The following is a 24,493-nucleotide window of genomic DNA, read 5'->3' on the forward strand; positions in this document are numbered from 1 at the left end:
AAAATGAACTTTTTGCCAAAAAGCGGAGAAGGTTCAACTCTGGTCAGCCTTCCTGCATGAATTTTAAAGCTATCGCAATCCAGTGAAGCAGACCCGCACAAGGCCTGGATTAATTCCTAGGCATTCTTTCCGGGGCCCTGGTCCCTTGGCCGCGTATTACCCTCAGAACCTGTTCATGTCGTCTCGAGACTACGGCATGCTGGTCGCGCGCGAGGAGTTCACCCGATGGCGCCTCGCCAGCGATCGATCAGACGCCTGGCAGATGAAGGTAGCTGCGCCGGTGCTCGACTACACGGTGGTCGCTGGAAACCACTACCAAGTCGTCATCATCAGTTGAGGGCACAGACGTTCCGTCAAGGTCGGCCAAAGCGCTGTCCACTGGAGACAGAACTGACGAGAGTTCGACTTCGCACCAATGAAGTGATTACATCTCTGTCTGACGCGTTCTAACGTCGCGTATCTCAAACTTTTGGCCAGGGAAGCAAAGATGCGTCCCTGGCCTTTTACGTACGTTCAAACATGGTTTTTTGGATCGATCAGGAAAGTTGAAAGATATACATTGATAGCAAAGTCGATGGCGAATCTTGGATAAGATTAAGTAGCACACGACCGCGAGATTGTTATTGGAATAAGGTTGGGCGATATCAGCCAGCATTTACTCTCTGACCTTTATGATTTACTCGATGCAAAACAAAAATAACCATGCTTAAGAAGAGAGCATGGACTGACTCACGGGAAGCTTTCAAAAATATAGATTGTAATTCTCCCCTTCGACAAGATGATAAGGAGTTGGCATTCCAACAAATAAAGAGGAGGAGTCTTACCTGAAGAGGTCTTTGCAGCGTCTGCGTGTAAAATACGGAGTCGGCGTTTCGTGTCTATTTTTATGGCAAATGGGTGACTTTATTTTCAGAGGAACGGGCGCATATGCGTTTTCGAGATCAGGGCTCGATGCACCTCGCCATCAAGTCGAACTCTTGCAAGTTGATGAACTGGATTTGGATCCGGACGGTGTAGCCTATGATATTGTCACAACAGGAAATAGAGCTCTGGTTGGTATACTCTTCGGAAGAGGAGGAATACATTCGCTGGAAGTCTCAAAGGCAGGGAAACTTTCACATCGAGGCTATGGCGCCGCGGGAGATTCTGTTAGGGATATTGTGCAGTCCGAGGACTCGCTTTACATCAGCATGGACTCACTCGTCAGCGGTGGAATAAAAAAATTCAACTCGACAAACCCCGACGCGATTGTGGAAATTGGCGCAAACTCCGAAGTAGGACCCGAAAACAGTCAAGTAGGCGTCGCAGAGGAATTCATTTATGCAGCAAAGTTCGAATATGAGGTCCCAGGTCAGGAACTTCAACGTCTCAATAAAAAAACCCTCACGATCGAGAAAGCTGTCCCCACTGCGGGATACGGCGAAAAGGTTCTGACAAAGGACGGCTATACAATGGTCCTGGAATCTGGCGCGTTCAATGGTATCGAACTTTTCGATGCGACGATGTCCTTAAAAACCAGCCTTGAATACAAGGGGTATCCCTATCGCGCTTCACTCTTTGAAGGGGACCTGTTTGTTAGTACTGATTTCGGAATATATGTATATGACGTCAGTTCCTTACCCGCGATAAATCTTAGGACCGTTATAAGTGTGCCGAACGCCGAGGTTGTTACCGGCATGGCTCGAAGCGGTGATCTCCTTTTTGGCTTAACCTGGGAGGGCAGTTTATATTCATTTCATATGCTTGGCTGGGATAATGTAATTCCGGGAGCGAGTCTTTCATTTCCAATGAATGGCAGTTCACTCGCCCTTTTGAATGACAAGCTGCTGGTCGGAGGATCCGACTCAGGCGAACGAGCCAAGGTTTATTCGGTTGCAATTGAACGATAAGTTGACGAGGTTTCACAACATGAAGCTAGGCTTTCGCCTATGAAAAAGGGCAAAAGCCGAGCTAAGTGATTTTATCGCAGTTTTTCCACAAAACGGCTCGCTCGCTTCTCCTATCTCCCATCCTTTTATTTCTTTGACAACTGGTGAAAACTTTGTTCGCAGATATCGCAAAAGAGTGCGATCCAAAATTTGGTGACAGAAACATTTCCTGGGTATACAACCAAATACAATCTAGCGAACTTAAGAGAAATTTACGTGGAATTCATACGAATTGAATGGGCACGTCGCAGCCTTTATTTTGCGATTTTGGAAATGAGACATTTGTTATTGTTCACTGTTTCTCATCGGGATGAAATTAAAAAAGCCAGGGCGCTGCTGATGCTGGCCCTATCTGATTATGTTGAGGCCATGCGGGAACTGGAGCAAACTGATCCTTTACTTGCCAGAGCTTATGAGGAGCTGGGCAAGGAACTATTCAGTAGTGCCACGGAGCTTTTAGGATCGACAGCTGCGGATCTTAACCCGATATGCTGATGAGCCCGCAGCTGCAGAAAACCTGGCCATAAAGTGGCTCAAGCTTGCTGAAAATTTGAATCTGGGTCTGGAATATCTAGTGACGGATCCGGGTTAATCCTGGTGATGTTCAGGTTTGGTTCCTGTCCATCGGTTCGGCGATTAGGCAGCTCGGGAAACATTCAGAGGCAACCGAACCACAAGGCTGCTTCCCTGACCCATAGGATTGGGGCGGAAATTGACGGTGCCATGCATATCGAGAATTGTGTGCTTCAGAGCGGACATGCCCATGCCCCGTCCGCTGCTGGTCGAAACCTGATCAGCGGTTGATGCACCGTCCATAAAAACAACATCCGCCACGGTCTCATGAGGTTCCGGGACAAACGCCAACCGTTGCGCCAGCTCGCTGAGTTTTTCCAAATCCACCCCAACTCCATCATCACTCAGCTCAATATGCAACGCGTCTGCAGTTTGAAAGGCTTTGATAGAAAGAGCAGCCTGGCGTTTGACATCCCTTCCTCGACGTCGAGGCAGGATATACCCGTGATCCGCACAGTTGGTCATCCCATGCAGAAGCAGGATCTGCACAGCGTCCAACCACTCGCGAGGCCAGTTGCTGACATGATCCTGAACATTCACCTGGGCCAATTCCATGCCGGCACGTTCCAGCATGCTCCGGATGGGAACGATACTGGTGGCAACCAGGTCCACCAGCGATAAGGCACGCGCACCCGCGGCTTCGCTCTGCCTGAAATAGACTTTTTCTATGATCTCACTGTATTCCTGAACCGTGTGCTCGATCTCGCTCAATATCTCGAGAGCTTTGGTCTTTTGTTTGATGCTTCTGGCATCGAGGTCGACCTGATCTTCCATGGCATGCACCAAGGAACTCATTTCCTTAAAGCCCAGCGATCGCGCCATACCTTTCAGAGTATGCAGCTGCCGATACGCCATGGCCAGCTCCCGATTGCCCTCAATTTTCGGCCTCAAACTGGGCAGAATGCCACGAGCCTCATTGACAAAGGACTCTGCTGCCCGAGCGTCGATCTGGAGAATATCAGCCAGCCTTTGTTCCAGGCGCGACGCATGTTCCCGTGCCTGCAGAACCTCATTCTGCAGCTTGAGCTTGGCACTGATGTCACGCACTGTGATCAAAACATTTTGAATGCGATTGTGGTCATCATAAAGGGCCTGCCATTCCAAAGATAATTGCTTGGCGCCGCTTTGAATGGACAGTTCCTGCGGCAGCTGGGACAGGTTCAGTTCCCAGTTCAAAGCGTCCTCTCCCAGGCAAGCGCCTAAAGCCGCTCGGATGATGGCTCTGTCGTCGCCGCTGAGGTCTGCGACTTCCAGGAGGTGAGCGAACATATCCACGGGTTCTTTTTGGGTATCATCCACACCCAGGAGGCGGGCCAGATAGGGTGATAGATCAGCTTCCACCCGCATGCCCGTGCCGATCGAGAGAATCCCCTCTTCGATATGCTCCAGGATCCGATGCACGCGTTCGCGGCTCTTTTTAGCTTTCAAAGTCTGCTTGAGGGCGACCCCCAGGAGCAGAATAACCAGACCGGCCAGAACCATCATCGCGTAAAAAATTCGCTTCATGATCTCGCCGGTGCGCAGTTTCTCCTGTTGGGCTTTATTTTGTTCCGTCAGAAGACTATTCTTTTGCTCCTCGAGCTCGAGTCCCATGGATATTTTCAGTTTGCTCAGTTCCTCGGCCTTCTCAGCGCTTCTGATTTCATCGGCCAGGGCCGTTACGCGCCTGGAATAGTGCAGCGCTTGCGTGATGTTGCCAAGGCCAGCATAGGCATCCACCCGATGCGACTGCAGTCCTTTTTCCCAGGCTATATCCTGCATGGCAAGGGGTTCGGATTCAGCTATCTCCACAGCCTTGAGAGCCTTCTGCCATAACCTGGCCTTGTTGTAACTCGCTGCCAGCAACTTGTATGTATCAGCAATGGCCACCGGATCTTCCTTGGCTGCTTTCATCAGCACAAGGCTCCTGGTATAGGAATCAATAGCCTGGGTTTGCTGATCCAGACGGTACTGTGCGAAACCCAGACCTTTGAGCGCGCGTCCCTGGAGCAAATCAGATTTCAAAGCTTGACCCGCCTCAGCAACTTCGCGAAAAGCTTTTTGAGCGTCCCGATACTTCTTCATATTCATCAGGAGGACGCCATAGTTAAAGCTGGCATCGGCAATGGACCAGCGTAACTTCTTCGCACGAAAAACCTGAAGAGCCTCCTCATAAACCTGCTGACTCTTTTCCCTATCCTCGACATATTCCAGAAACATGGCCACGTGAGTTTTCACCTGGAGGTACTGCATATCATCGCGCGGCACCTTCTGATCAAGCCAGTGCAGCCCTTTTTGGGTCAAGGTCAGCGCTTCGGTCATGGATCCGGCATTATAGGCGTTAAAGGCCCTGCTTATGGCCATGGCAACGGCAAAACGGATGAGGCCCTTTTTTTCGGCCCGATCAATGTATTCATCAAACAGCTTATTATAGGCGTCGGGGTCCGCTTTTCGCTTTTGCAGGGCCATATGATGCTTGGAGAATTCGAGTTGCATCCGTATCTTTTCATTCCCTTGGGAACGGGCCACGTCGATCAACTTATTGATAAAGTCCTCCGTCTGCATCTCAGGCGGCAGGTGCGAGGCATCATCGGTTTTTAGGAAGAGATAGAGCTGGAGCCAACGGGAATCGGCATGATTTCCACCGAGCGATTGAAGCTGAGACAAAGCCTCCGCCTTGGCCAGGCTCGGATCGTCACCTGCTCTCACAGTAAGATCGCGATAGAGTTCCATCCCGGCATCCAATGGTTCTGCGGCCGTCACTTGCCCCAAAACGAAAGACGGCGTTAAACCAAGGATAAGAATCAGAAGGCAAAAACACATGCGGGGCCAGGCCGCGATCGCAACCAATCCAGTTTGCTTTTTGGGTCTGAGCAGGTTCAGCACACTGTTTCTCACCATGTCCCCAGACATCTCTGGGCGGGGTCGGCTGACCCAACCTTGAGTCGGGTAGCCTTGCTGATCCATCGGATCTGATTAGGATAAATTAAGGAACACAGGTGATATGATGGCAATCCTGACAAAACTTTACAGAGATGTATGGACACTATGTGGGGGTTATTGATAAGCGGCGTCAAGAGCCGCCTGGACGTGTGCCGTGACAGACGCGCTATCATAGGTAAAGACGATTTCCGTGCTGGCCGCAAGGCCCGTCTGCAGTCCATTCATAAAATGAGTGCCGACCACCTCACTTTGTTGCCGAGAAAATTGATGCCCCACCAGGGGCTTGAAGGCCGAAGCAATCATATCGTCCAGGAAATCAGTGATTTCAGCATTATTAAATCCAACCTCCGATAAACCTTCCATGGTCGCAACGGTAATATCAGCCATGACGTCACCATAGGCTTCGACGTGCTCCGTGTTGAAGCCTGCCCCATCCATGGACTCGATTGCCGATAGAACGATCTCTTCCATGACAGTTTCTGTTTCCTCGTGACTGACCCCCAGATTGTCCACATGCTGAACGGTTTTTTTCACGATAATCCCGATGACTTCATCCATTTGCTCCAGAGTGAGGCTGCTATGGGCGAGGCTTTCAACCGCACCTCGCACGCAAAATCCGAGGGCTTTTTCAATGTCGGCGGGATCGCTCACGCCGGCCTCTCGTTTCAAAGCGTCAATTGTTCCATGCAAAGCGGCGCCAATCGGTAGACTCAATGCCTCGACCTTGAAGCCAAGTTCATCAAATCGACTCAGAGCGGCAAAGATAACGTGGGCTATGCTATCGTCGATTTCCTCCAGGGAAAATCCGGCATCATCCAAAGACCCAACTGCACCATAAAGCAGGTCATCGATCACAAGGCTATATTCCGTGGCCTTATTGGTGGACCGTGCCAAAGGACTCTCCGCAAGACCTTGGATCGTTCCACTCACAATCGCCACCAGGATGTCACGGCCATTGCTTGGGGTCAGGACCCCTGCATCATCAAGTCCACCAATCGCCGCAGACGCGATCGTCCTTGCCCCCTCGGCCATCGATTGAATACTATAACCCGCTTCATCGAGATGCTGCATGGCACCCTCGGCCAGCAGGTAGAGCATGGTTCCAAGACCGACACTATCCAGATGGTCGGTGCGATTTTCCAGCGATTCCATGATGCTGGCCACGATCTCTTCCAGCACCTTGTTCACCTGCCGCTGATGGACATTCTCCAATTCATCCAGAGCACCCAATGCACCTTCGACCAGTTCATCGGCAAATTCTTCAATACGATCTTCGTAGGTTTCCGCATTGGTCACACCGGCAAGACGAAGCTCGATTTTGGCAATTTCCAGGGCCCCTGCGGCACGAGTTGCAACCATGCGAGCCTGCTCCTCGGTCAAGGGCGTGCGATGAACAAGGTTTTCGTTCAACTCATTGACGATTTCAATCGCAAGGGAATTGGGATTGATGTTAGCCGGAGCGCTGATACCGTCCGATCCAGACGTCCGTTTGGTATCCTCGCCCCCCGAGTCCTGGCACCCGGGACTGATCATGCCGACACAAGCCATAAAACCTAAGGCGACAAGCTGGGGCAAGGTTCGCATGGTGCCATCCTCTTGATTTGAATACTTATAACCTAGCGTATTTTTTAAATATTTCAAATCACATTCACCGCAGGCTGGGCCGGCACCCTCACCATCTTTTAAAAACTCAGTAATAAATATAAATAAGTCAAAAGAATTAAGATTTTAGAAATTGAACTGGCCGGCCAACCAGTTATCTTAGGGAATATTAACAATACCTAAGAAGAGTGAAGGGAATTGATGATGCGTGCACGCTTAACATCAGCAGCTTTAGCGGGTCTCATAGTGACCTCGTTCCAGGCCAAGGCGGATTTTTTGCCACCGAATGACCTGTGGAAAGAAGATGGTCTTCTACGCGCAGCAGGCATCACTCAAGACGATTTCAACGAGGCTATTGATGCCGCCGAAGCTTATTACAAACCCATCGTGGCCAGCTTTGGCGGAACTTTGAAAGTGAACCGTTTGTGGTCCGATAGCACGGTGAATGCAAGCGCCATGCAGTCGGGTTCCAGTTGGCAGGTGAACATGTACGGTGGCTTGGCCCGCCGTCCCGAAATCACACGCGATGGCTTTGCGCTTGTGCTCTGTCATGAAATTGGCCATCACCTCGGCGGCTATCCTTATGCCTCATCATGGGCGGCCAACGAAGGCGCTTCGGATTACTTTGCCACGCTCTCCTGCGGACGCAATCTATGGAAGGACGATCTGGAGCTGAACGCCACTTACCGCGATACGGTGGAAGCGATTCCCAAGGCTCTTTGTGATAAGGCCTGGGCCAGTGAAGATGATCAGAACCTTTGCTATCGCATGACCGCCGGTGGTCATTCGCTGGCGAACCTGTTGGCCGCTCTCGGCGGAACCCGGGCTGATTTCTCGACGCCTGATAAAAGTGTGGTGAAGAAGACCAATAACTCCCATCCCGCTGGGCAGTGCCGACTGGATACCTATACAGCAGGCGCCATCTGTACCAAGGATTGGGACGTTAAGGTGATTCCAGGTCGGGATCTTGGCAGTCAACGCAACAGCAAGGATGCTGAGCAGGATGCCGTAAGCTACACATGTAATCAGTCAGAAGGTTTAACCTATGGGTACCGTCCCCTGTGCTGGTTCAAGCCTTATTTGACTGCGGAAAATCCAACACCGACACCAACACCGACTCCGACGCCAACACCAACTCCTACGCCGACACCAACTCCGACACCAACTCCGACACCAACTCCGACGCCGACGCCGACGCCGACGCCGACGCCGAATCCTACTCCAGAACCCTGTCCTTATCCATGGCCATGGAGTGTCATTCTCTGTCGCACAATTCAAACACGCTAATTTAATCTCCTGCGGATCAAAGGTCATCCTCGACCAGGGGGTGACCTTTTCCTTTTCCAACTAATAACCGGCCGGCAGCACGAAACCACCCAACGTCGTATACCAATTCACGGGACTTTCGGGGTCTTCATCATCCTCTTTCCAGGCAAACTGATCTTCCAGATAGCTGCGATCGAAAAGGGTAATGCCATCCTTGATCCCGCGATCGGGGCGATTCACTCCCCACGAGTTTTTAACGATGATGTGATCCAGCGTTCCCAGGAGGGCCTGCTCCTGCAGTTCCTCGCTCACATCACCGCGGCCAATGAATCCTAGTCCGGGCACATCCTTCACCGTGTAATCCTCGAGCACAGTCAGGTGTCCTCCCTGTTTCCCGACTCCCTTTTCGCGTAAAAGATCGCCTTTAAAGGTCCCATCATGATTATCCAGCCCATTGAAATCGATCATCAGCCGCATCACCACCGGCTGCCGATCATTCAGTGCACGGAATACGCGCGTCCAAAGCATCCGACGCGCGTCATGGACATTGGCGCCGATGACCGCACCTTCTCCAAAAACCCGTGGGAACGAAACTTCTGTCCACGCAAACCGTGATCGCTGATCCAAAAGGTCCCGCAACGTCAAAGGCTGACCACTGGGGAGATAAGTTATAATCTTCTGATTGGCAGGCAGAGCCCTCGTCTCCGCTTCAGCCATATTGGAACCAAAGGCTTCGTCCAGCACCTGACGGATCAACTCGGGTGTGCGCGTCGCAGGATCCTGCAGAGCACCCGCTGTCAGCTGTTCATTGATGTAAGTCATCGCCTGTTTCTGTCGCAAAGACATTTCCACAGCGGTTTCCTCGCCGATAAAATCACCTTCACTGACGAAACCGCGCTTCAGTATGATGGAGCGTGCCGCCGCCCAGCTGCCGCCGATGGTAATCTCGTCCAGAACAGAGTTTCTGATGAGCTGATCATGGAAGTACCACCAGGTCCAGTAGGATTCCGAAACATCGAGCGTTTCGTTCTGATAACTTAGAGCCATTGATTCCATCCAAGTGGAGGCCGCATACAGCCAACAGTTTCCAATCGATTGCCTCTTGGCAATCGTATGCGAGATATCGGTGACAAGCGGGGACGACGTCGCAATCTTCGGCTGGGAACTGGGTCCACAGGAAGTCAGACCGCCGACGCCTAACGTGATTCCCAAACATAAATTCAATCCATGGGGCATCCATCGATTCATATGAGATCTCCTTGACAGCATCAGCTGCAAAATAACAGCACACGCAGATTTGCAGAAACTGTTCCTAAACAGCAACAGAACGAAGGCTCACAGAACAGAAAGTGAGCAGACCCAAATGCCACTTATTATGCGTGCGATTTTGTGCAAATGGGGAAGCTTGTTGCGTTGGCGTGGGATGAAACATCCAGGAGGCATCTGCATAAAAAAACAGGCCCGCTTGAAGCAAGCGGGCCTGACTTCGAGGTATGGATGAGCTGGTATTATTGCACTTGAACGTTGGTCAAAGTCGTCATGAGAAATTGTTTGTTGGACTCTTCATTGAGGTCCACGTAATTGGAAATTTTCACAGTCACGGACTCACCGTTTTCAAGAGCCCGACCTAGTGCTCCACCCGCGGTCACAGCCGCCAAAGCACCGTTGATCAGCATGGGTCCACCGGAATCACCTGATCCGCTGGCAGCGTCCTGACCTTGAGGTTTTTCGGCGTCGCTTGCGGTCGGCACGCCTTCGAAGCGAATCATACCGTTACTCACGGCAGAAATCTCGTTGACACCCTTGCGCTTGATACCGGAGCCTGCTGTCCCTGTCTGCTGACCAGAGGAATCATAACGATAATCATTCACGCCATAACCCACGATGGTAAACTTCTGCCCCACATTGGGTGTATTGGGATAGAGTTTGGTCGTCGCGGGTGCTGAATACCGAGGAAACGTCACGACTGCAAGATCATGATTGCTGAGTCGTCCGGGAACTACGGTATAACCCTGATGATGCTCCAGATCGATAGCCACAACTTTTTCTGTCGTGCCATCGGCCAATTTTTTCTTAAACGTCATCGACGATGCCGTGTGACCGGCCTTAAGAATATCGTAAACACAGTGGGCGGCTGTCACCACCTGCGCATCGTTCACAAAGGTTCCCGTACAAATCGAATGACTGGCACCGACGCTGAACTGGAGCAGAATCACAGACGGAAACTCGCGCGACGCTTGCAGACCGTTGGTAACTTTGGTTTCACTGGATTCCTGCATTTCATCATTTTGACCGCAGGCAAAAAGACTGAACAACAGGGTGGAAGCGAATACGTGAGCGGCTCTGTGTTTCCAGATTTTCAGCATCGAAGCTCCTTTTCTGCTAGTGAAAAAACTGTAGCCGATCACTGGCTGGGCAGCCAGTTAAAAATTCAATAATGAGAAATTTATTTTTTTTGTTTTTCGTATTCAGGATGTTACAACCCTTGGCGCTGTTATGTATACGCGCTTAAGGTACAAGGATGGGCTGAGACCATGGAAGGAGCTGATCGCGGCGTACGAGTGTTACGCGAGCGCCACAAACCCTACGCTGGAGCCAGATCAGGGCCCTGGCCAGACGTATGCGGCTCCCCAGGAAGCTTCTGCAAAGCATCCAAATTGCCGGGTCGAGCCAGGGCCTCACTCAATTTGAACCTGCACGTTCATCTTTTGACTCTCGATGGGCTTTAACAGGTCGCCTGTCAGCGGAAGGCCAGGAAGTGTATCTGAAAAATGAGAGCGAGGACAGCGACCTTGTTTTGTCGCACATAAAAATAGCGTCCATGAGTCGCCGCGCGTATGGAGACACCCTCGTATCTAGCCTACAAGCCATCAAAAGCCATCGCGCAGAGATTCAAACGGTCGAAATGAGTGCTAGCCTTGATAAGATCTCGTTTGATGTAACATCCACCTGGGGTTCGGATGCTGATTCCGTGAAAAGAGAGATCGAACGTGTGGTGGGAAGCGTTACCCACTCTGGCGCAGGAAAAACCGGACGCGGCACGTGGTTACTCCTACCTGGTTAATGGTGGATACGTCGGCTGCGGTGTCCCTGTCACGGTCATGAAGCGAGCCGTGTTGTCGAAAAGCCTCGTGCCGGCTTCAGTCATTGCCACATTCATTCCCATGGCCGGTGAGGATATTTTCAACAGTGGCACGCAGCTACCCGAGCGAAACAGCGACAATGCCTTGCTGATACCGTCCATGAATATTTTCGAAACCAAACGCGGCAACAAGGTCATCAATTTCAATTGCCTCTCCTGTCACGGCGAATCCATCGACGGGAATTTCATAGTCGGGCTTGGCAACCGAACACGCGACTTTACGCAGGAGATCAGTCGATTCGCCAAAGTCCTTCCCCTCCTGGCTTGGACTGCGGAGGAACGGGAAGAAGTCAGAGCCTTTCAACGAGCTACCGAAACGATCAGCCCTTACATTCAAACGAACACCGTTGGCGTAAATCCCGCCATCAACCTCACATATGCACTCTTTTCACAGCGCCATGCCGAAGATTACACCTGGAGCGAAACGCCGACTCTTGAGCCGCCGGCGACCATCTTCCCGCCCGTCGATGTTCCTCCCTGGTGGCGCATGGGAAGAAAGTCGTCCATGTTCTATAGTGGCGAATTTCGTCATAGCCATCATCGCATCATGATGCTGGCCTCGACTCTCTGTGTCGAGAATCAAAAGGAAATGCGGGCTCTGGAAAAGCCTTTTTACGACGTGGAAGCTTTCGGCAAGAGTCTGAGAGCGCCGCGATACCCGGCACCCATAGTCAGGGAAACTGCCGAGCGCGGACGGCTCGTCTTCAATCAGAATTGCAGCAGCTGTCATGGTACCTATGGTGAAAACGGTTCCTATCCGGACCGGATCGTGCCCATCGAGGTCGTGGGAACCGACCCCTGGTTGATGGAACATCAGACAGGCATCGAGACCCAACGGTTCTGGGAATCGGGTGAGGAAGCTTCGCAGGCGCTCTATGGGGAGAAATTCGGATTTCATGCTTTGCGCGGTTATAGTGCGCCACCTCTCGATGGCATCTGGTCAACCGCCCCTTTCTTCCACAATGGGTCGGTGCCGAACCTGGAAGCGGTGCTCAATTCAAGCTCACGTCCGACGTATTGGTGGAAAAGCAATACCCATCAAAGTCAGGATTACGACGTGGCTCAAGTCGGTGTGAAATTCGAGCTTTTGAATTATGGCTATTATCAGGGTTTTCCTTTCACACGTCGATATATCTATGACACGACCTTGCCAGGATACGGCAATCAAGGGCATACCTTCGGCGATCACCTCACCCATGACGAGCGGTCGGCTGTTATTGAATATCTGAAAACACTCTGAACTCTGGCAAAGGACTGGCGTCCAAGGGGGTATGATTCCCCTTGAACGGCATGGCTCCTGCGATTGATTTATTCGACTTCAAGAGCAGGTGTGGGGAGTTCCACTTTTTTCGTCACCTGGCTGTAAAGCGAGCTCACCGAGAACAGCAGTTCATAGCCGCCTGGGAATTCGACTGTACCATCCGCAAAGGCGCCGCCCAGAATCATCTGCGGCGAGTGCAGAAGTTTTTCAGGCACTTGCAGGGGTAGGGCGCTGGTGTCGAATTGGTCAAAGCTCACGACCTTCCTGGTATTGAGCACCGAACCCAACAGGTTAGGACATGGAGCGGTTACGCAGTCGATGGGCGGAGTGTGTTTGGAAGCTTTGATGAAGGTGACCTTTTTGGGATCAGCCCACAGCGAACCTTTGCGATGAGCATAAACTTCCGAAATTTTCAGGGTGGTTGCAATACCGGGGGCCGTCGGACGCCTGATCCAACCTTTGACGATCGTACCGCCGTTCAAGTGGCTCTCAATGAGTTTCTCAATTTCCGGACCAAAATCCGCAACGTCGAGGTTGCTGACGTAGATGGGTCGCGTCGCGGGGTCAGCATTCAAAGGACGGAGAAAGTAGCCGCCACACATGGGATAAGCGCAGAGACGACGGTCTCTTTCTATAGTTCCATAGGGCACTTCGGATGGTCGAATCACCGTGGGCAAGTCCCCAGCGTCCACGGAATCTTGAGCGAGAGACATCCAGGACGAGCACAAGGAGATGGCCAAAACCAAAGTGTTCTTCAGAAATTTTGACATACGAGCCTCGAGTCTTGTAGGGCAAAAGTACGTCTTGGATCATTCCAAGCCTTCTCTTGCAGCTGGTTGAGTGAAACTAAAGTTCAAACGTGCGAGCTTTTCAATTGAGGAGACGTACGCGTTGAAAAATTTTTTGCATGTCCAAAAAATAATTGTGCTGTCCGAAAATCCAGACAAAAGGTCCCCAGGCGAGGGTTTCGGCTGATCAAAACCAAAACTTGCGCGGCGACTCTTTCTACTTCGAAAATTGATCCCCTAGCGAGCCGTACAGGCAGGCATGCTCAGGTTTTTTGCGTCTCTTATGAAATAGACTATGGCCTTGGACGGACCGCCCTTGGTTTCGATGACACGAAATATTCTTTCCCTGGCTTGATTAGCTACCCGGGCGTATTCACCTTGAAGTCGAGGATTTTCCGTTGTCAGAAATTTTGTGAACCAGTCTTGCCCATCCGTCACCTTATAAATCTCGACATTAAAAACACTTTTGCTGTTCAGGTAGCGCAGAATTTCATCGGCTCGTTTATCAGCCAATTTGCGTTCGCCGTCTGATAGCTTTTTGTCGTGACCTAATGGATAAAATTGATCCGGCCAAGCGAGGACCACCACACGATAGATAAATTTATCCGATTTCACGAGGGGAACGACGGAATCGAGCTTCGCTTTGTGCTCAGAGTTTAACCCATAGGCGCCCGTATCATAGCTGAAGCTGACGGTTTCTTTTTCGAGACAGCCCAAAATCACGTCGATGAGCTCAAAGGCCGCGATGTCCTTGGGAATCTTGCTCAGGGGTTCTTCTGCGTAGACACTTTTACCGACAACAAGCGAAATGAGTGTGGAACCGAGCTGGAGTTTGAAATGCTGCATGGTGCAAACTCCTCATCCTAGATAAATTGCAACCGATGTATTTCTTCCCGATGTTTTCCAAAAAAGCAACTCAATCATCGGCGATTTCCGATTCATGCAACAAGGATCGAAAATGGCGGTTTGGAGTCGATGAGAATAGTTCGAAAACGGCGGATCGAAGCAGAAGGACATCGCATTCTCATACGCATGGAGCTGCCACTCGGCGCCAGCAGAAGTGAACTCGTGGGCCACAGCGATGAAAGCCCGATCGACGAACTGAAGAAGTAATAGGATAAATCCGTCACTCAACAGCCTGGAGCTGCAGTTCAGGATCCGACCCTGCCCGCAAGCTGATACCCTGTTTAACACTCAAGGCATTCCTCAGGGGATGAAACACCAGATGGAGAGGCGTGACTTGTTCATGAGGGATAATGCCCTCCATAAGAAAAGCGGCATCCTCCCTATCTTTCGCTGGAAGGCTTGTGATGGCAGCTCGGCATTCCGCTTCCGATAGCTTAAGCACGTTGTTCAGCACATTGGAAAACCAATAGCGCTTGCAAATCCTGTAGCGGTTCAATTGCGAAGCTTTGAAACTATCCAGATAAACCTCATTACGGATCAACTGAGCCTCTTCTTCGGCGAAGTACACGAGATAGGCAAGACCCGTCTTCGCATCGGGTTCTTCGCGATAGGCCTTGCTGAGGAAAGCCTCGCTCCCGAGGACCATACGGGCGCTTTTGCAAGCCCGATCCTCGTAAAAACTTGTCACGCGGGAAACCTTCAAACCATCGAACTTAATTCGACTCTTGAAGTGGGTGCTGGTGGTGGTCGAATCGGATTTCAGGCAAGCCGTTTCAAAGGTACCGGCCGTGACGAACCAGCTCAAAGGAGCCTCGCCCGCGTGCCAGACAGCTGCTGGTTGCAGAGCAAGAGGCGACCCGGTCTCGGTTTCAATTTCAGTTTCGGGGGCCTCCTCATCGGCATCCTTGTCACCACAGCCGGCAAGAGACACGTACAGGCCGCATAGGAGCGCAAGACCAGATCTGGACTTCAAAATTCACCTCAAGTGCAAAAGGGGATGCGATCCTTGGAATCGCTTATGATCAGGCTATTTCCCGCCAAACAAATTGGGTCAAGACCTTGAACTTCACCCGAATCATAAAGTGAAAATCATGGCAGCCTGGATGCTGCAGCGAAGGTTTATCAAGAACCACCTTGAATTCTGAATCCATGTCTTCAAGCTGAATGCGCACTGCATCCATGCCAACGCCTCGGCCGGACATCAGCGTGACGTTCTCATAGGTGGAAAAACCGGGCAAAAAAATCAGCTCCGCCAGCGCCTCGGGGTTAAGGGCAGAATCATCATCAATCAAGCCACGGGCTAAAGCGAGCTCGCGAATCTTCGCCAGATTCAATCCCCGCCCATCGTCTCTATAGTGGATGATAAGGTCATTGTAAACTTTGTGCTGCACAATGGAAATCGTCCCTGCCAAGGCTTTACCCAGTTTTCGGCGCTCATCCTTGGTTTCGATTCCATGCGACATGGTATTGCTCAGAAGGTGTCCAAAAATTTCCTGCAGCGTGCTGTGATAAGCCTTAGGTATGAGCGTTCGCTCTCCCTTGAAGATCACATTCGGCGACGACTTGCCGAGATCGATAGCCAGCTGACTTAAATTTTGCAGATGATGACTCAGAATCGATTGAAGTTCAGTGCCGAAGAGATAGTTCAGGCGCTGGTAGATATGCCGGAATTGGGGCTGGATCTGGTCGGGCAGCAGATTCTTGACGATCTTTTCCAAGTGAAGGATGACCTCTTCCAGAGGTTTGACAGGAGCACGCACCTCATCCGCATCGGTATTCTCACGGCCGAGCTTGTTGAAATAAATCTCGCCGTAAAGGTCCAGGAGCCTCTGTAAGGACTGAAAAGCACTGCTCTTCGCTCCCGCCCTGTGCAGATCAGATTCCACCTCATGAATCGCCTGGGCCAGGGTCATGAGTCCACAAACGCGGGTTTCTCCCTTGAGGGTATGCAGGGCGGCGAGAGTGCGTCGCTGCAAATCCAGACTCTGCTCCCAGTCCTTATTTTGGACCGTGGCCAGCAGGGCACGACCACGCTTTTGCAAGTCCGGGAAAAAACGGCCCTGGCTTGATACCAGCTCACTGATAATGTTTTTCTCGAGGTCCTGCCGATCGGATAGCTCACGGAGGCGCTGGATATGCGTGACATCGCGCAGGGTCACCAGGATCTTTTCGACAATATCGCCTTCATCCAGCATCGGCGACCAATCGAACTCAAAACTCAAGAGTTCTCCCTTGGGTGTCCGGAGGCTGGCCTCGCGCGGAAGACTCTCGGAATTCAATTCAAACGACAGGCTCGACGAACCCAGGGTCATATCCAAAAACCCTTTGACCTGATTCAAACGGTCGCCAGAGATATCGAATTTGGCGAAGATATGGGCTAGCGGGTCCTTGCCGCGCAGGTCGGTCTCGTTCATCATCTGATGCAGATGGTTCGAGTATTCCGGCTGGATCGCCGGTTTCTGATCAACCGCTTCAATCACGAAGATTCCTTGATTGATGGTATGCAGGATGGATTGAATGTCCCGGGTACGGTCTGCGACCAGTAGATCCAGCTCGCGAATATGGGTTTCCCGCTCGATAATCATGGTTTCCTGCAATTCCACACGTTTTTTCTCGGCCACCAGGACTTCCCGCTGCAGCTGATGCTTTTCCTGGTTGATCAGCGCCACGCGCTGGGTCAAGGCAAACGAAAGCAGAATGAATTCACACGTGGCACCGATCGGCTGGGCCCAGTTCGAATAAAAATTGACGAACATGATGCCGCCGTTAGCCAGAACATTGATGGACGTGCCGACCAGCAGGAAGGACCAGGCCGCAACATAGACTTTGGCTGGTTTGAATTCCCGGATGAGATAGACGCCAGCCGACAGCAGGAAGAAGGAGCAGACGATATTGTTAAAGAGGGTGAAAGGGTGCGACATCACATTAAAGGTCAAGCCGTTTAATGCGTTCATTGCGGTTATAATCTGCCAGCCGATGAGAAAGCGGTTGAATCGAGGCATCCGTTCCTTCATTTCGAGGAAGGAACGCGCGAAGCTGATGGCACTCATAACACAGCAATCAATCGTCAGATAGAGGCCCGAGCCAGCCAGGAAATGGTCAAATTCTTTCGGGAAGAAAACCTGTTGCAAAATACCCTGGAAATTGCTGGTGAAAACCGTAAAGCAAAAGATGTAGAGCACATAGTAGAGGTAGGCTTTTGACCGGAAATTCAAATAGACAAACAAGTTATAGAAGAACATCACGGCGCCGATGCCGATGATGGAACCCAGCATGGTATCGTCCTCGGCCTGCAGCGTGACGAATCTTTTGGGGCTCCAGATGGAAAGGTTGAACTGCAAGGAACTCGTGGTATGGAGTTTGAAATAAAGCTCGCTGGTCCCGGGCGGCAGCCTGACGATATAAATGGGATAACGATAGGGAATCTTGCGCTGCACGAAAGGCACCTTATCGCCCAGCGTCTCCTCCAGAAAGGTCCCATCCTCATTCGGCTGATAGAGCGTCAAGGCGTCGATAGCCGCATACTTGTTGAGTATGTAAAATTCCTGGGTTTCAGGGGACGGGTTATGCAAACTGATTCGGGCCCAATAGATGGAGCGATCGAAATAGCCAAAGTTCGGCACGGATTTGGTTTGCCGAACGGCCTGGGCGAAGGCATCCGCTCTGAGAAGATCCTGCAACGTTTCCTTGGGGTCGAGACGTTTCAGGGTATAAAGGTAGGGGCCAAGATGATCGCCGTTGGCGTCCAGCGAAACCGTGAGCGCTTCTTCTGCAGCCTTCAGTGATATTGGCAAACACAAGAGGCTCAGGCATAGAAGCCAGAGTTTGTGACTGAATTTCATCACGGCTCCCAGGATTTTTTTATGGCATTGGTAGCCTCCATTATTTCATAGATGCCGGGGAACGGCATCCTTGTTCTTGCCAATAGGCCTTTGTCTCTTGGATTGCGGGTATCGTTTCTGAGGGGATTATTTTAAGGCTTCGACCATGGCGGAAGCCGCAAGCACAGCGGTATCGATGCCATCCGCCGTTGCATCCGCGACATCAAAAGGCCACTTGCTGTCTCTCAGAGTCTCTGTATGGAGGGGAACGGCCATAGGCACAGAAGCGGCTGTAAGTCGCTGCAGAGTCACACCTCGCTTGGACGACTGAGCGAGCGCACCATGGCATATCGAGCACGTGTTCGTATAAGCAGTCCTGGCCTCAGAAATTTCCAAGGACGTCGGCGCCACGCGAGCTGTCTCTCGATTCGGTTTGACTTCCGGTTTAACTTCAGGCTTGACGGAATCCGATGACTCGGCTTTCGGCTGGACCAAGGGTTCGCTTCGCCCTTGAATCGTGGCACGCGCGCTCGGGCGCGTTCCGCACCCCAGGGTAAGACAAAGGACTTGCAGGAGAAAAATCCAAGTGCGCATCCAGAGCCTTTCCAATCATTATTCAAGAAAAGCGCTCTACGTATCGGATATTTTACGAAAAACTTTAGCCAAAGTTCTCCCGATGGTCGGGTCCCGGCTTGAGAATCCAGCCCCCTTCCTTTACAATGAGCGCATTTCAGCCTCACCGTAATTTTTAACAGACAAGGAGTGCTCATGATCACGAATTTTCTCGTTCTCGCAGCTGTGGCAAGCAGTGGAACTTTCGCCTCGCGGGACGGTCTGCATAAAGAGCTCAAAAACCTGTCCACGGCATCTGAAGGGAAAGTCGGAGTCTGCGCCCTGGACGCCTTGGACGTCGACCCAGTCTGCGTTCACGGCACGGAACCCTTTGCCTTGCAAAGCGTCGTCAAACTTATCGTATCGGCTGCCGTGCTCGACGCCGTGGACGCCGGCACCATCAAGTGGGATGAAACCATCCTCGTCAAACCAGAGGACGCCAGCCCGGGTCCCAGAGACTTTGCCGATCTTGTGCGCAAACAGGGTCAGTATCCCGCCACCGTCGAGGAACTGATCAGGCGATCCATCGTGGACAGCGACAGCACCTCGGTCGATGTTCTCATCAAGCGCCTGGGTGGGGTCGTTTCCGTCCAGGCGTTTTTGAAGAAAAAGCAGATCACAGGCATCCGTGTGGATCGCATGGAAAGGGATCTTCAGGCTGAATTCTCGGGCTTGTCGTGGCAGCCTTCTTATGCCGATCCGGGTCTCTTTAAGGCTGCGGTGGAAGCCGTGGCTGCCGACAAACGCCAGAAGGCTCTGGAAGCGTATCTGAAAGATCCGCGTGACACATCAACGCCGGTCGCGATGGTAAAATTTTTGAAAGGATTGGCATCCGGTCAAATCCTCTCAGAGACATCGACGAAAAAATTGATGTCCATTCTGGAAAAGACGGCGACCGGCAAGGATCGGCTGCGAGGCGGACTCCCCAAATCATGGCGGATCGGGCATAAAACCGGCACAAGCGCCAGCTACAAGGGTCGCACAGCGACGACGAATGATGTTGGAATTCTGACCGCGCCTGACGGAGGCACGGTCGCGATTGCCGTCTTTGTTTCTGATTCCATGCGTAACGATCAAGAACGAGCAGCCGTGATTGCCAAAGCCTCGCAGATCGTCACGAGCGCCTATCAGGGTCGCAAGTAGCAGGCGAAGTCCTGCTCACTGCCTTGGTAATGCGAAAGCCAAGGTCGTCAATCTTATAGGTCGGGTGGCTTCGGCGACGATTGGAAGCCAGACACCCTCTTTCTTGATCATTCCAGCCACCGCCGCGAAAGACCCGATAGGATCCGTAAACCTCTTTATCATAGAGGTCTTCGCACCACTCCCAGACATTCCCGAGCATATCGTAGGTGCCCCAGCTATTCGGTTTCTTGAGACCAACGTCCTGGGTGCTGCCTGCAGAATTCGCTGCATACCAGGCGATTTCATCAATGTCTCCGTATCTGACCTTGCCAGTATCGGCGCGGCACGCATACTCCCACTGGGCTTCAGTTGGGAGACAAAATCCATTTGCAGTTTCATCTCGATCCGCGCCCTCGCCGTTCAAGAGGTAACAGGGTCGCAGCCCCAATTTTACAGACAACTGGTTACAGAACTCAACAGCATCAAACCACGAGACGGTCTCCACAGGTCTTTTGGCGCCTTTGAAGCTGGAAGGATTGTTCTGGAGAACGAACAGATACACCTCCTGAGTCACAGGAAACTTGGAAATAAGAAAAGGATTCATCTCGACGAGCCATTTCGTTTTCTTTCTGTCGTCACGCAGTTCTATTTCCCCACGAGGCATTTCCAGCATGAGTCCATCAAGCACAGTTGAAATTTGGGTATTCTCTCGGTCCATATCTTCCTTTCAACCCCCTCCATCTCGCAGCGCACTTACGCTTCCGCCGGCGCTATTCCCTTTGTCGTACCCTTTCGGCGTTTTTCATAAAGATTCATGAGGGGCGTAACAGATACTCCATGGGCAAACAGTGAGAATACAATGGAACAGAATAGGATGGAAAAAATATTCAGGGCTACACCCTTATCCAGCCCTTTGTTGACCGCATAAAAGTAGTAGTAAAGTGAACCGACTCCACGCACACCAAACCACAGTATATAAGTCGTTTGCACAGAATTCAGGAGTTTCATGCGCCCTACGGATAGCCAGGCAGAAATCGGCCGAATGATGAAGAGAAGGGCCAGGGCAAAGACTATGGATTGCCAGTTAAAATAGGAAAATCGAAAGAGCGAGCCGAGCAGGATAACGACGAGGATCTCGAAAATACGTTCGAGCTGCTTATTAAAGCCAAGCACGGCATGGGGGATATAGGCAGAAGCCGTCGTCTCATCCGTGGCAGCCTTCTCAACATTACGGGTCAGTTCACGTTGAGAGATTTTCTTTTTTTCCAGACTTCTCAGGGCGAATCCAGCTGCAAATACGGCCAGGAATCCATAGGCTTGAAACGCGACAGCTGTTCCATAGGACATGGCAATCAATCCAAGAGCTAAAAATTCGTCGGCATCGATCTGCTCCTTATGGTGACTTCGCAGATAGAGCACGATCTGCCCGACGATCCGCCCGAGGATAAAACCAATGGCCAATCCGCCGACACTGGCCCACAGAACGTCGACCAGAACCCAGCGCGTGCCGAAGTCGCCCAAATTATGCAGGGCCAGGAGCCCGAGACCAAGCATGACAAACGGAAACGCCGTCCCATCATTCAAACACCCTTCTCCGGTCAGTGTAAAGCGGAGCCGATCGCTATCATGGGCTTTTTCAACCTGGACATCCGAAGCCAGGACAGGATCGGTGGGCGAAAGGATACCCCCAAGAAGGATGGCAGCCCCCCAGGATAAGGAGAGAAAAAAATTGCCCGTCAGGCTGATGAGCCCAACACTGACTATCATCCCTATGACGGCCAAACTCAGCGGCCCTTTCCAGAGACGCGATGTGGACCGCCAGTGCAGCTTGAGCCCCGCCGTGAAAAGGGAGCTAACAACGGCAATCTCGGTCAGATGTTCCAACCATTTTGCGTGCTCAAACGCATCCAAATTCAACAGTTCGAGACCGTAAGGTCCTGCACCGATGCCGATAAGAAAATAGACGATACCCGCCGTCAGCGGCACTCTTTTCATAAATGAGGTGCTGAACGCAGCGACGAGGAGAACGACGCCCCAGAAAATAAACCAGCGCATGACTTCTTGCATGAGAGACTCCGATATAAACACGCTCAGGGAAAAAGAGCTGCTTCCCAGCTCCTTTTACCTATTTTTTATGGCTTAGACTGCGGGGTGATTCTCGTTAGGATGGGCACCAGATTTGCGAGGTATTTCCAGCTTGTCCGTTTTAATTTTAACTCGTCCTTGCGATTCCAAACGTGACTCCTCATGACTCACATCAACCGAGAACTTATCATTTTCCGTGACACTCTGTTTGGAAACACGCACCTCTTCACTCGGCACAACCTTTTTTTCAATATGAATCTGCTCTTCACTCACAGGAATTCGGATTTCCTGATTGTGTTCAGCATGACGACGTGCGCCTTCGACCCGACCATCCCGATCCACCCCCTCAGGCGGCAGACGCTCCACCACAATTTCTTCGCGGCTGACGGGGACCTGAACCGTTTTCATTTCTGTCACGATCTCCTTGCGAACACTCACCTCTGATTGCACACGTTCGACGTGCACGTCCAGAATTTCTTCGTGCAGATTCATGACCTGGTCCGATGCCGAAACATTGTGCGTTCCAGATGCTTGGGGAACATACTCGCGTTCATACAGGCGAATGCTTGGATCGTCCACCGATCCACCCATGCGACTCATAATGTCCCGACAGCGGATCGGGTTATCACAATTCTCAACAACGACAAGGTGTTGTCGCCTGTTATTCTCATCCTGTGGAGTCTCATCCGTGCCAAAAAGACGACTGAAAAAACCGTCAATTTCTGACCGTTTGGGATCAGCATGGGCTTTGGATTGGTTTTCCGTTGAGGCTTTGGGCTTGGGGTCGTGGGCAGAGGCGTCCTCCAAATCATGTCTGGTGATTCGGATCCTGGAAAAACCAGACTGGTAGAGGTGATCAGCTGCCTTCTGCGCATCCGTAAACGTGGGAAAAGTGCCGACTACCGTTCTGCTGTTCGTTTCCATACATACCCTCTTGGCTTATATGACGTGCCTTCGTAGATAGAGGGTATGTTTGCAAAATTTAATCCAATTTATTGAGCCATCGCGATTTCGGCGGCGGACTCCGAAAAACGGTCCCGTATGTCGGTACCAAAAGTCTTGCCGTAAAGGTCAAAGAACGCGGCATTCGGCTGAAGTCCCTGGCGATCCAGCGACAGTTCCGCCCGTATCCCTTTCACAAAAAACATCTTCACAAGGCCAACATTCCTGGCATTGATCTCGCCCCGCGGCTCCAATCGGAAAAAATCCCTGACGCGTTCAGCGGTGGACTCGGAGATGTTGATTTCGTCGACCTCGCCCGAGGATTCCATACGACTGGCCAAATTCACCGAATTGCCAAAAACATCATACACATACTTTTTCGCGCCCACGACGCCCGCCATCACCGAACCGGAGTTCATGCCGAGCCGCATTTTCCAGTGAAAGCCCTGGCCATTGGCCCGATTGTGCTGGATTCGGCTGTGAATCACGCCCTGCATCTCCAACGCCGCCAGCACCGAATCCACGGCATGGGACTGATTCAGCTCCGGGATGCCCCCAGCGTACATGTAGGAATCGCCGATGGTCTTGAGCTTTTCCAGGCCGTGGCGTTCCATGATGCCATCGAAAATCTGGAAGATCTGATGCAGCTCCTCGATGAGCTGCTCCGGGGCCAAGCTTTCCGAGATCCTGGTGAAGCCAGCGAAGTCTGTGAAGACGATGGTCACCGACTCGTATTTTCTGGGCAGAACGTAGCCGGTCTGCTCCAATTCATCCGCGATGGATGAGGGTAGGATATTGAGGAGGAGCTTTTCGATAGTCCGTGACTTGTCCCAGCTTCGGTACCTGATCTTGTTCATGATGTAGATGAGGCTCGATACGATGACCAGGGCGGAGACCAGATCATTCAAACTGTATTGCAGCGATGCGCTGTGGTCACCGAGGCCCACGAAGAGCCAGGATGCAAAGAGGCTTACGACCGAAGTCGCAACAATGGTGCCATGCAGCCAAACGGGTAAGGGAAGGATAGGCAGCATCATGAGAACCATAAAATAGCCGCCCATGTATTCCGGACTGATCCGCGTCAATCCTGTGATGACGGCGGTGGAGATTTGCACGTAGGCAATTATGAGGGCGCCACAGATCAAAGCACGATAGCGATGACTCATAAACCGATAGGCAAGGCCGACCATCAGGGACGTGACGGTTAAGCCAGCCCTGAGATAAGGTAGAGCGCGAAGTTCAGGAAACAGTTTGGAATCGGTCACGATATAGGGCAGGAAGATAAATGAGCAAAGCAGGACGGCCAGAGGCATCATGCTCGCGCATTGGGCTTCCAGCTCTTCGATATAGCTGGCTCCATGCTTGAGTCGCGGACGGAACAGTTTAAAATTTCGGCGCAAGGAGTCGAAAAGCATGTGCTGTCATCCAAGGCAATCCTGAGAAGTACCTTGATTTTATCATAGTTCTGATGACGCGTGGGACTGCAACGCCTTTTGCACGGTGGCTGGCCACTGGTCCAAATA

The 24,493-nt window shown here is 51.6% G+C and carries 20 protein-coding genes; 7 read left to right on the top strand and 13 right to left on the bottom strand.

The features are described from left to right. The first annotated feature begins 196 nt into the window (after positions 1-196). From VE954_RS22645 to VE954_RS22655, 3 genes are all read left to right on the top strand, one after another. Positions 197-337 carry a hypothetical protein gene (locus VE954_RS22645; protein ID WP_324957054.1) on the top strand — a complete coding sequence of 47 codons (141 nt, stop codon included), beginning with the start codon at positions 197-199 and terminating at the stop codon, positions 335-337. Between the two features lie 640 nt (positions 338-977). Beyond that, positions 978-1,889 carry a hypothetical protein gene (locus tag VE954_RS22650; RefSeq protein ID WP_324957056.1) on the top strand — a complete coding sequence of 304 codons (912 nt, stop codon included), beginning with the start codon at positions 978-980 and terminating at the stop codon, positions 1,887-1,889. A 189-nt stretch (positions 1,890-2,078) separates the two neighbouring features. Next, positions 2,079-2,423 (top strand): hypothetical protein, encoded by a 345-nt coding sequence (locus tag VE954_RS22655; RefSeq protein ID WP_324957058.1) that lies wholly within the window; start codon positions 2,079-2,081, stop codon positions 2,421-2,423. 141 nt (positions 2,424-2,564) lie between these two features. Here the strand turns inward: VE954_RS22655 and VE954_RS22660 are convergent, their stop codons facing one another. After that, positions 2,565-5,381 carry an Hpt domain-containing protein gene (locus VE954_RS22660; protein WP_324957060.1) on the bottom strand — a complete coding sequence of 939 codons (2,817 nt, stop codon included), beginning with the start codon at positions 5,379-5,381 and terminating at the stop codon, positions 2,565-2,567. 156 nt (positions 5,382-5,537) lie between these two features. Continuing rightward, a complete protein-coding gene (locus tag VE954_RS22665) occupies positions 5,538-7,007 on the bottom strand; it encodes a hypothetical protein (protein ID WP_324957062.1) in 1,470 nt (489 codons plus the stop codon). A gap of 219 nt (positions 7,008-7,226) precedes the next feature. Between VE954_RS22665 and VE954_RS22670 the strand changes: the two genes are divergently transcribed. Continuing rightward, positions 7,227-8,312 (top strand): hypothetical protein, encoded by a 1,086-nt coding sequence (locus tag VE954_RS22670; RefSeq protein WP_324957064.1) that lies wholly within the window; start codon positions 7,227-7,229, stop codon positions 8,310-8,312. Positions 8,313-8,372: 60 nt separating this feature from the next. Here the strand turns inward: VE954_RS22670 and VE954_RS22675 are convergent, their stop codons facing one another. Both VE954_RS22675 and VE954_RS22680 read right to left on the bottom strand, forming a co-directional pair. Continuing rightward, a complete protein-coding gene (locus VE954_RS22675; RefSeq protein WP_324957066.1) occupies positions 8,373-9,539 on the bottom strand; it encodes a hypothetical protein in 1,167 nt (388 codons plus the stop codon). A gap of 260 nt (positions 9,540-9,799) precedes the next feature. Then, the gene (locus VE954_RS22680; RefSeq protein ID WP_324957068.1) at positions 9,800-10,657 is read right to left on the bottom strand and encodes a trypsin-like serine protease; all 858 of its coding nucleotides are present in this window, start codon (positions 10,655-10,657) and stop codon (positions 9,800-9,802) included. 624 nt (positions 10,658-11,281) lie between these two features. Here VE954_RS22680 and VE954_RS22685 point away from each other — a divergent pair. Further along, the gene (locus VE954_RS22685; protein ID WP_324957070.1) at positions 11,282-12,673 is read left to right on the top strand and encodes a hypothetical protein; all 1,392 of its coding nucleotides are present in this window, start codon (positions 11,282-11,284) and stop codon (positions 12,671-12,673) included. A gap of 68 nt (positions 12,674-12,741) precedes the next feature. Here the strand turns inward: VE954_RS22685 and VE954_RS22690 are convergent, their stop codons facing one another. Both VE954_RS22690 and VE954_RS22695 read right to left on the bottom strand, forming a co-directional pair. Beyond that, a complete protein-coding gene (locus VE954_RS22690; protein WP_324957072.1) occupies positions 12,742-13,464 on the bottom strand; it encodes a DUF6748 domain-containing protein in 723 nt (240 codons plus the stop codon). Between the two features lie 255 nt (positions 13,465-13,719). Beyond that, complete coding sequence (locus VE954_RS22695; RefSeq protein ID WP_324957074.1) at positions 13,720-14,328, bottom strand: hypothetical protein; 609 nt, start codon at positions 14,326-14,328, stop codon at positions 13,720-13,722. Positions 14,329-14,457: 129 nt separating this feature from the next. Here VE954_RS22695 and VE954_RS22700 point away from each other — a divergent pair, with 129 nt between their 5' ends. Continuing rightward, positions 14,458-14,595: a hypothetical protein gene (locus VE954_RS22700; protein ID WP_324957075.1), complete on the top strand. Its 138-nt coding sequence runs from the start codon at positions 14,458-14,460 to the stop codon at positions 14,593-14,595. A 13-nt stretch (positions 14,596-14,608) separates the two neighbouring features. Here VE954_RS22700 and VE954_RS22705 read toward each other — a convergent pair whose 3' ends face one another. From VE954_RS22705 to VE954_RS22715, 3 genes are all read right to left on the bottom strand, one after another. Further along, positions 14,609-15,361: a hypothetical protein gene (locus tag VE954_RS22705; protein WP_324957077.1), complete on the bottom strand. Its 753-nt coding sequence runs from the start codon at positions 15,359-15,361 to the stop codon at positions 14,609-14,611. Positions 15,362-15,410: 49 nt separating this feature from the next. Beyond that, positions 15,411-18,230, bottom strand: a complete 2,820-nt coding sequence (locus tag VE954_RS22710; protein ID WP_324957079.1) for a 7TM diverse intracellular signaling domain-containing protein — start codon at positions 18,228-18,230, stop codon at positions 15,411-15,413. A 126-nt stretch (positions 18,231-18,356) separates the two neighbouring features. Next, positions 18,357-18,803: a hypothetical protein gene (locus VE954_RS22715; protein WP_324957081.1), complete on the bottom strand. Its 447-nt coding sequence runs from the start codon at positions 18,801-18,803 to the stop codon at positions 18,357-18,359. Between the two features lie 174 nt (positions 18,804-18,977). Between VE954_RS22715 and bla the strand changes: the two genes are divergently transcribed. Next, positions 18,978-19,964, top strand: coding sequence for a class A beta-lactamase (gene bla / locus VE954_RS22720; RefSeq protein WP_324957083.1), 987 nt, complete (start codon positions 18,978-18,980; stop codon positions 19,962-19,964). Here bla and VE954_RS22725 read toward each other — a convergent pair. From VE954_RS22725 to VE954_RS22740, 4 genes are all read right to left on the bottom strand, one after another. Then, a complete protein-coding gene (locus VE954_RS22725; protein WP_324957085.1) occupies positions 19,936-20,661 on the bottom strand; it encodes a formylglycine-generating enzyme family protein in 726 nt (241 codons plus the stop codon). The two genes, bla and VE954_RS22725, sit on opposite strands and share 29 nt — an antisense overlap. A 35-nt stretch (positions 20,662-20,696) precedes the next feature. Next, a complete protein-coding gene (locus VE954_RS22730; protein ID WP_324957087.1) occupies positions 20,697-22,010 on the bottom strand; it encodes a sodium:proton antiporter in 1,314 nt (437 codons plus the stop codon). Positions 22,011-22,082: 72 nt separating this feature from the next. Beyond that, complete coding sequence (locus VE954_RS22735; protein WP_324957088.1) at positions 22,083-22,952, bottom strand: YsnF/AvaK domain-containing protein; 870 nt, start codon at positions 22,950-22,952, stop codon at positions 22,083-22,085. Between the two features lie 68 nt (positions 22,953-23,020). Next, entirely contained in the window at positions 23,021-24,385 is a 1,365-nt protein-coding gene (locus VE954_RS22740; RefSeq protein WP_324957090.1) for an adenylate/guanylate cyclase domain-containing protein, read from the bottom strand. Between the last annotated feature and the right edge of the window lie 108 nt (positions 24,386-24,493).

Origin of the sequence: Oligoflexus sp. (assembly GCF_035638955.1) — a bacterium.
Lineage (GTDB): Bacteria > Bdellovibrionota_B > Oligoflexia > Oligoflexales > Oligoflexaceae > Oligoflexus.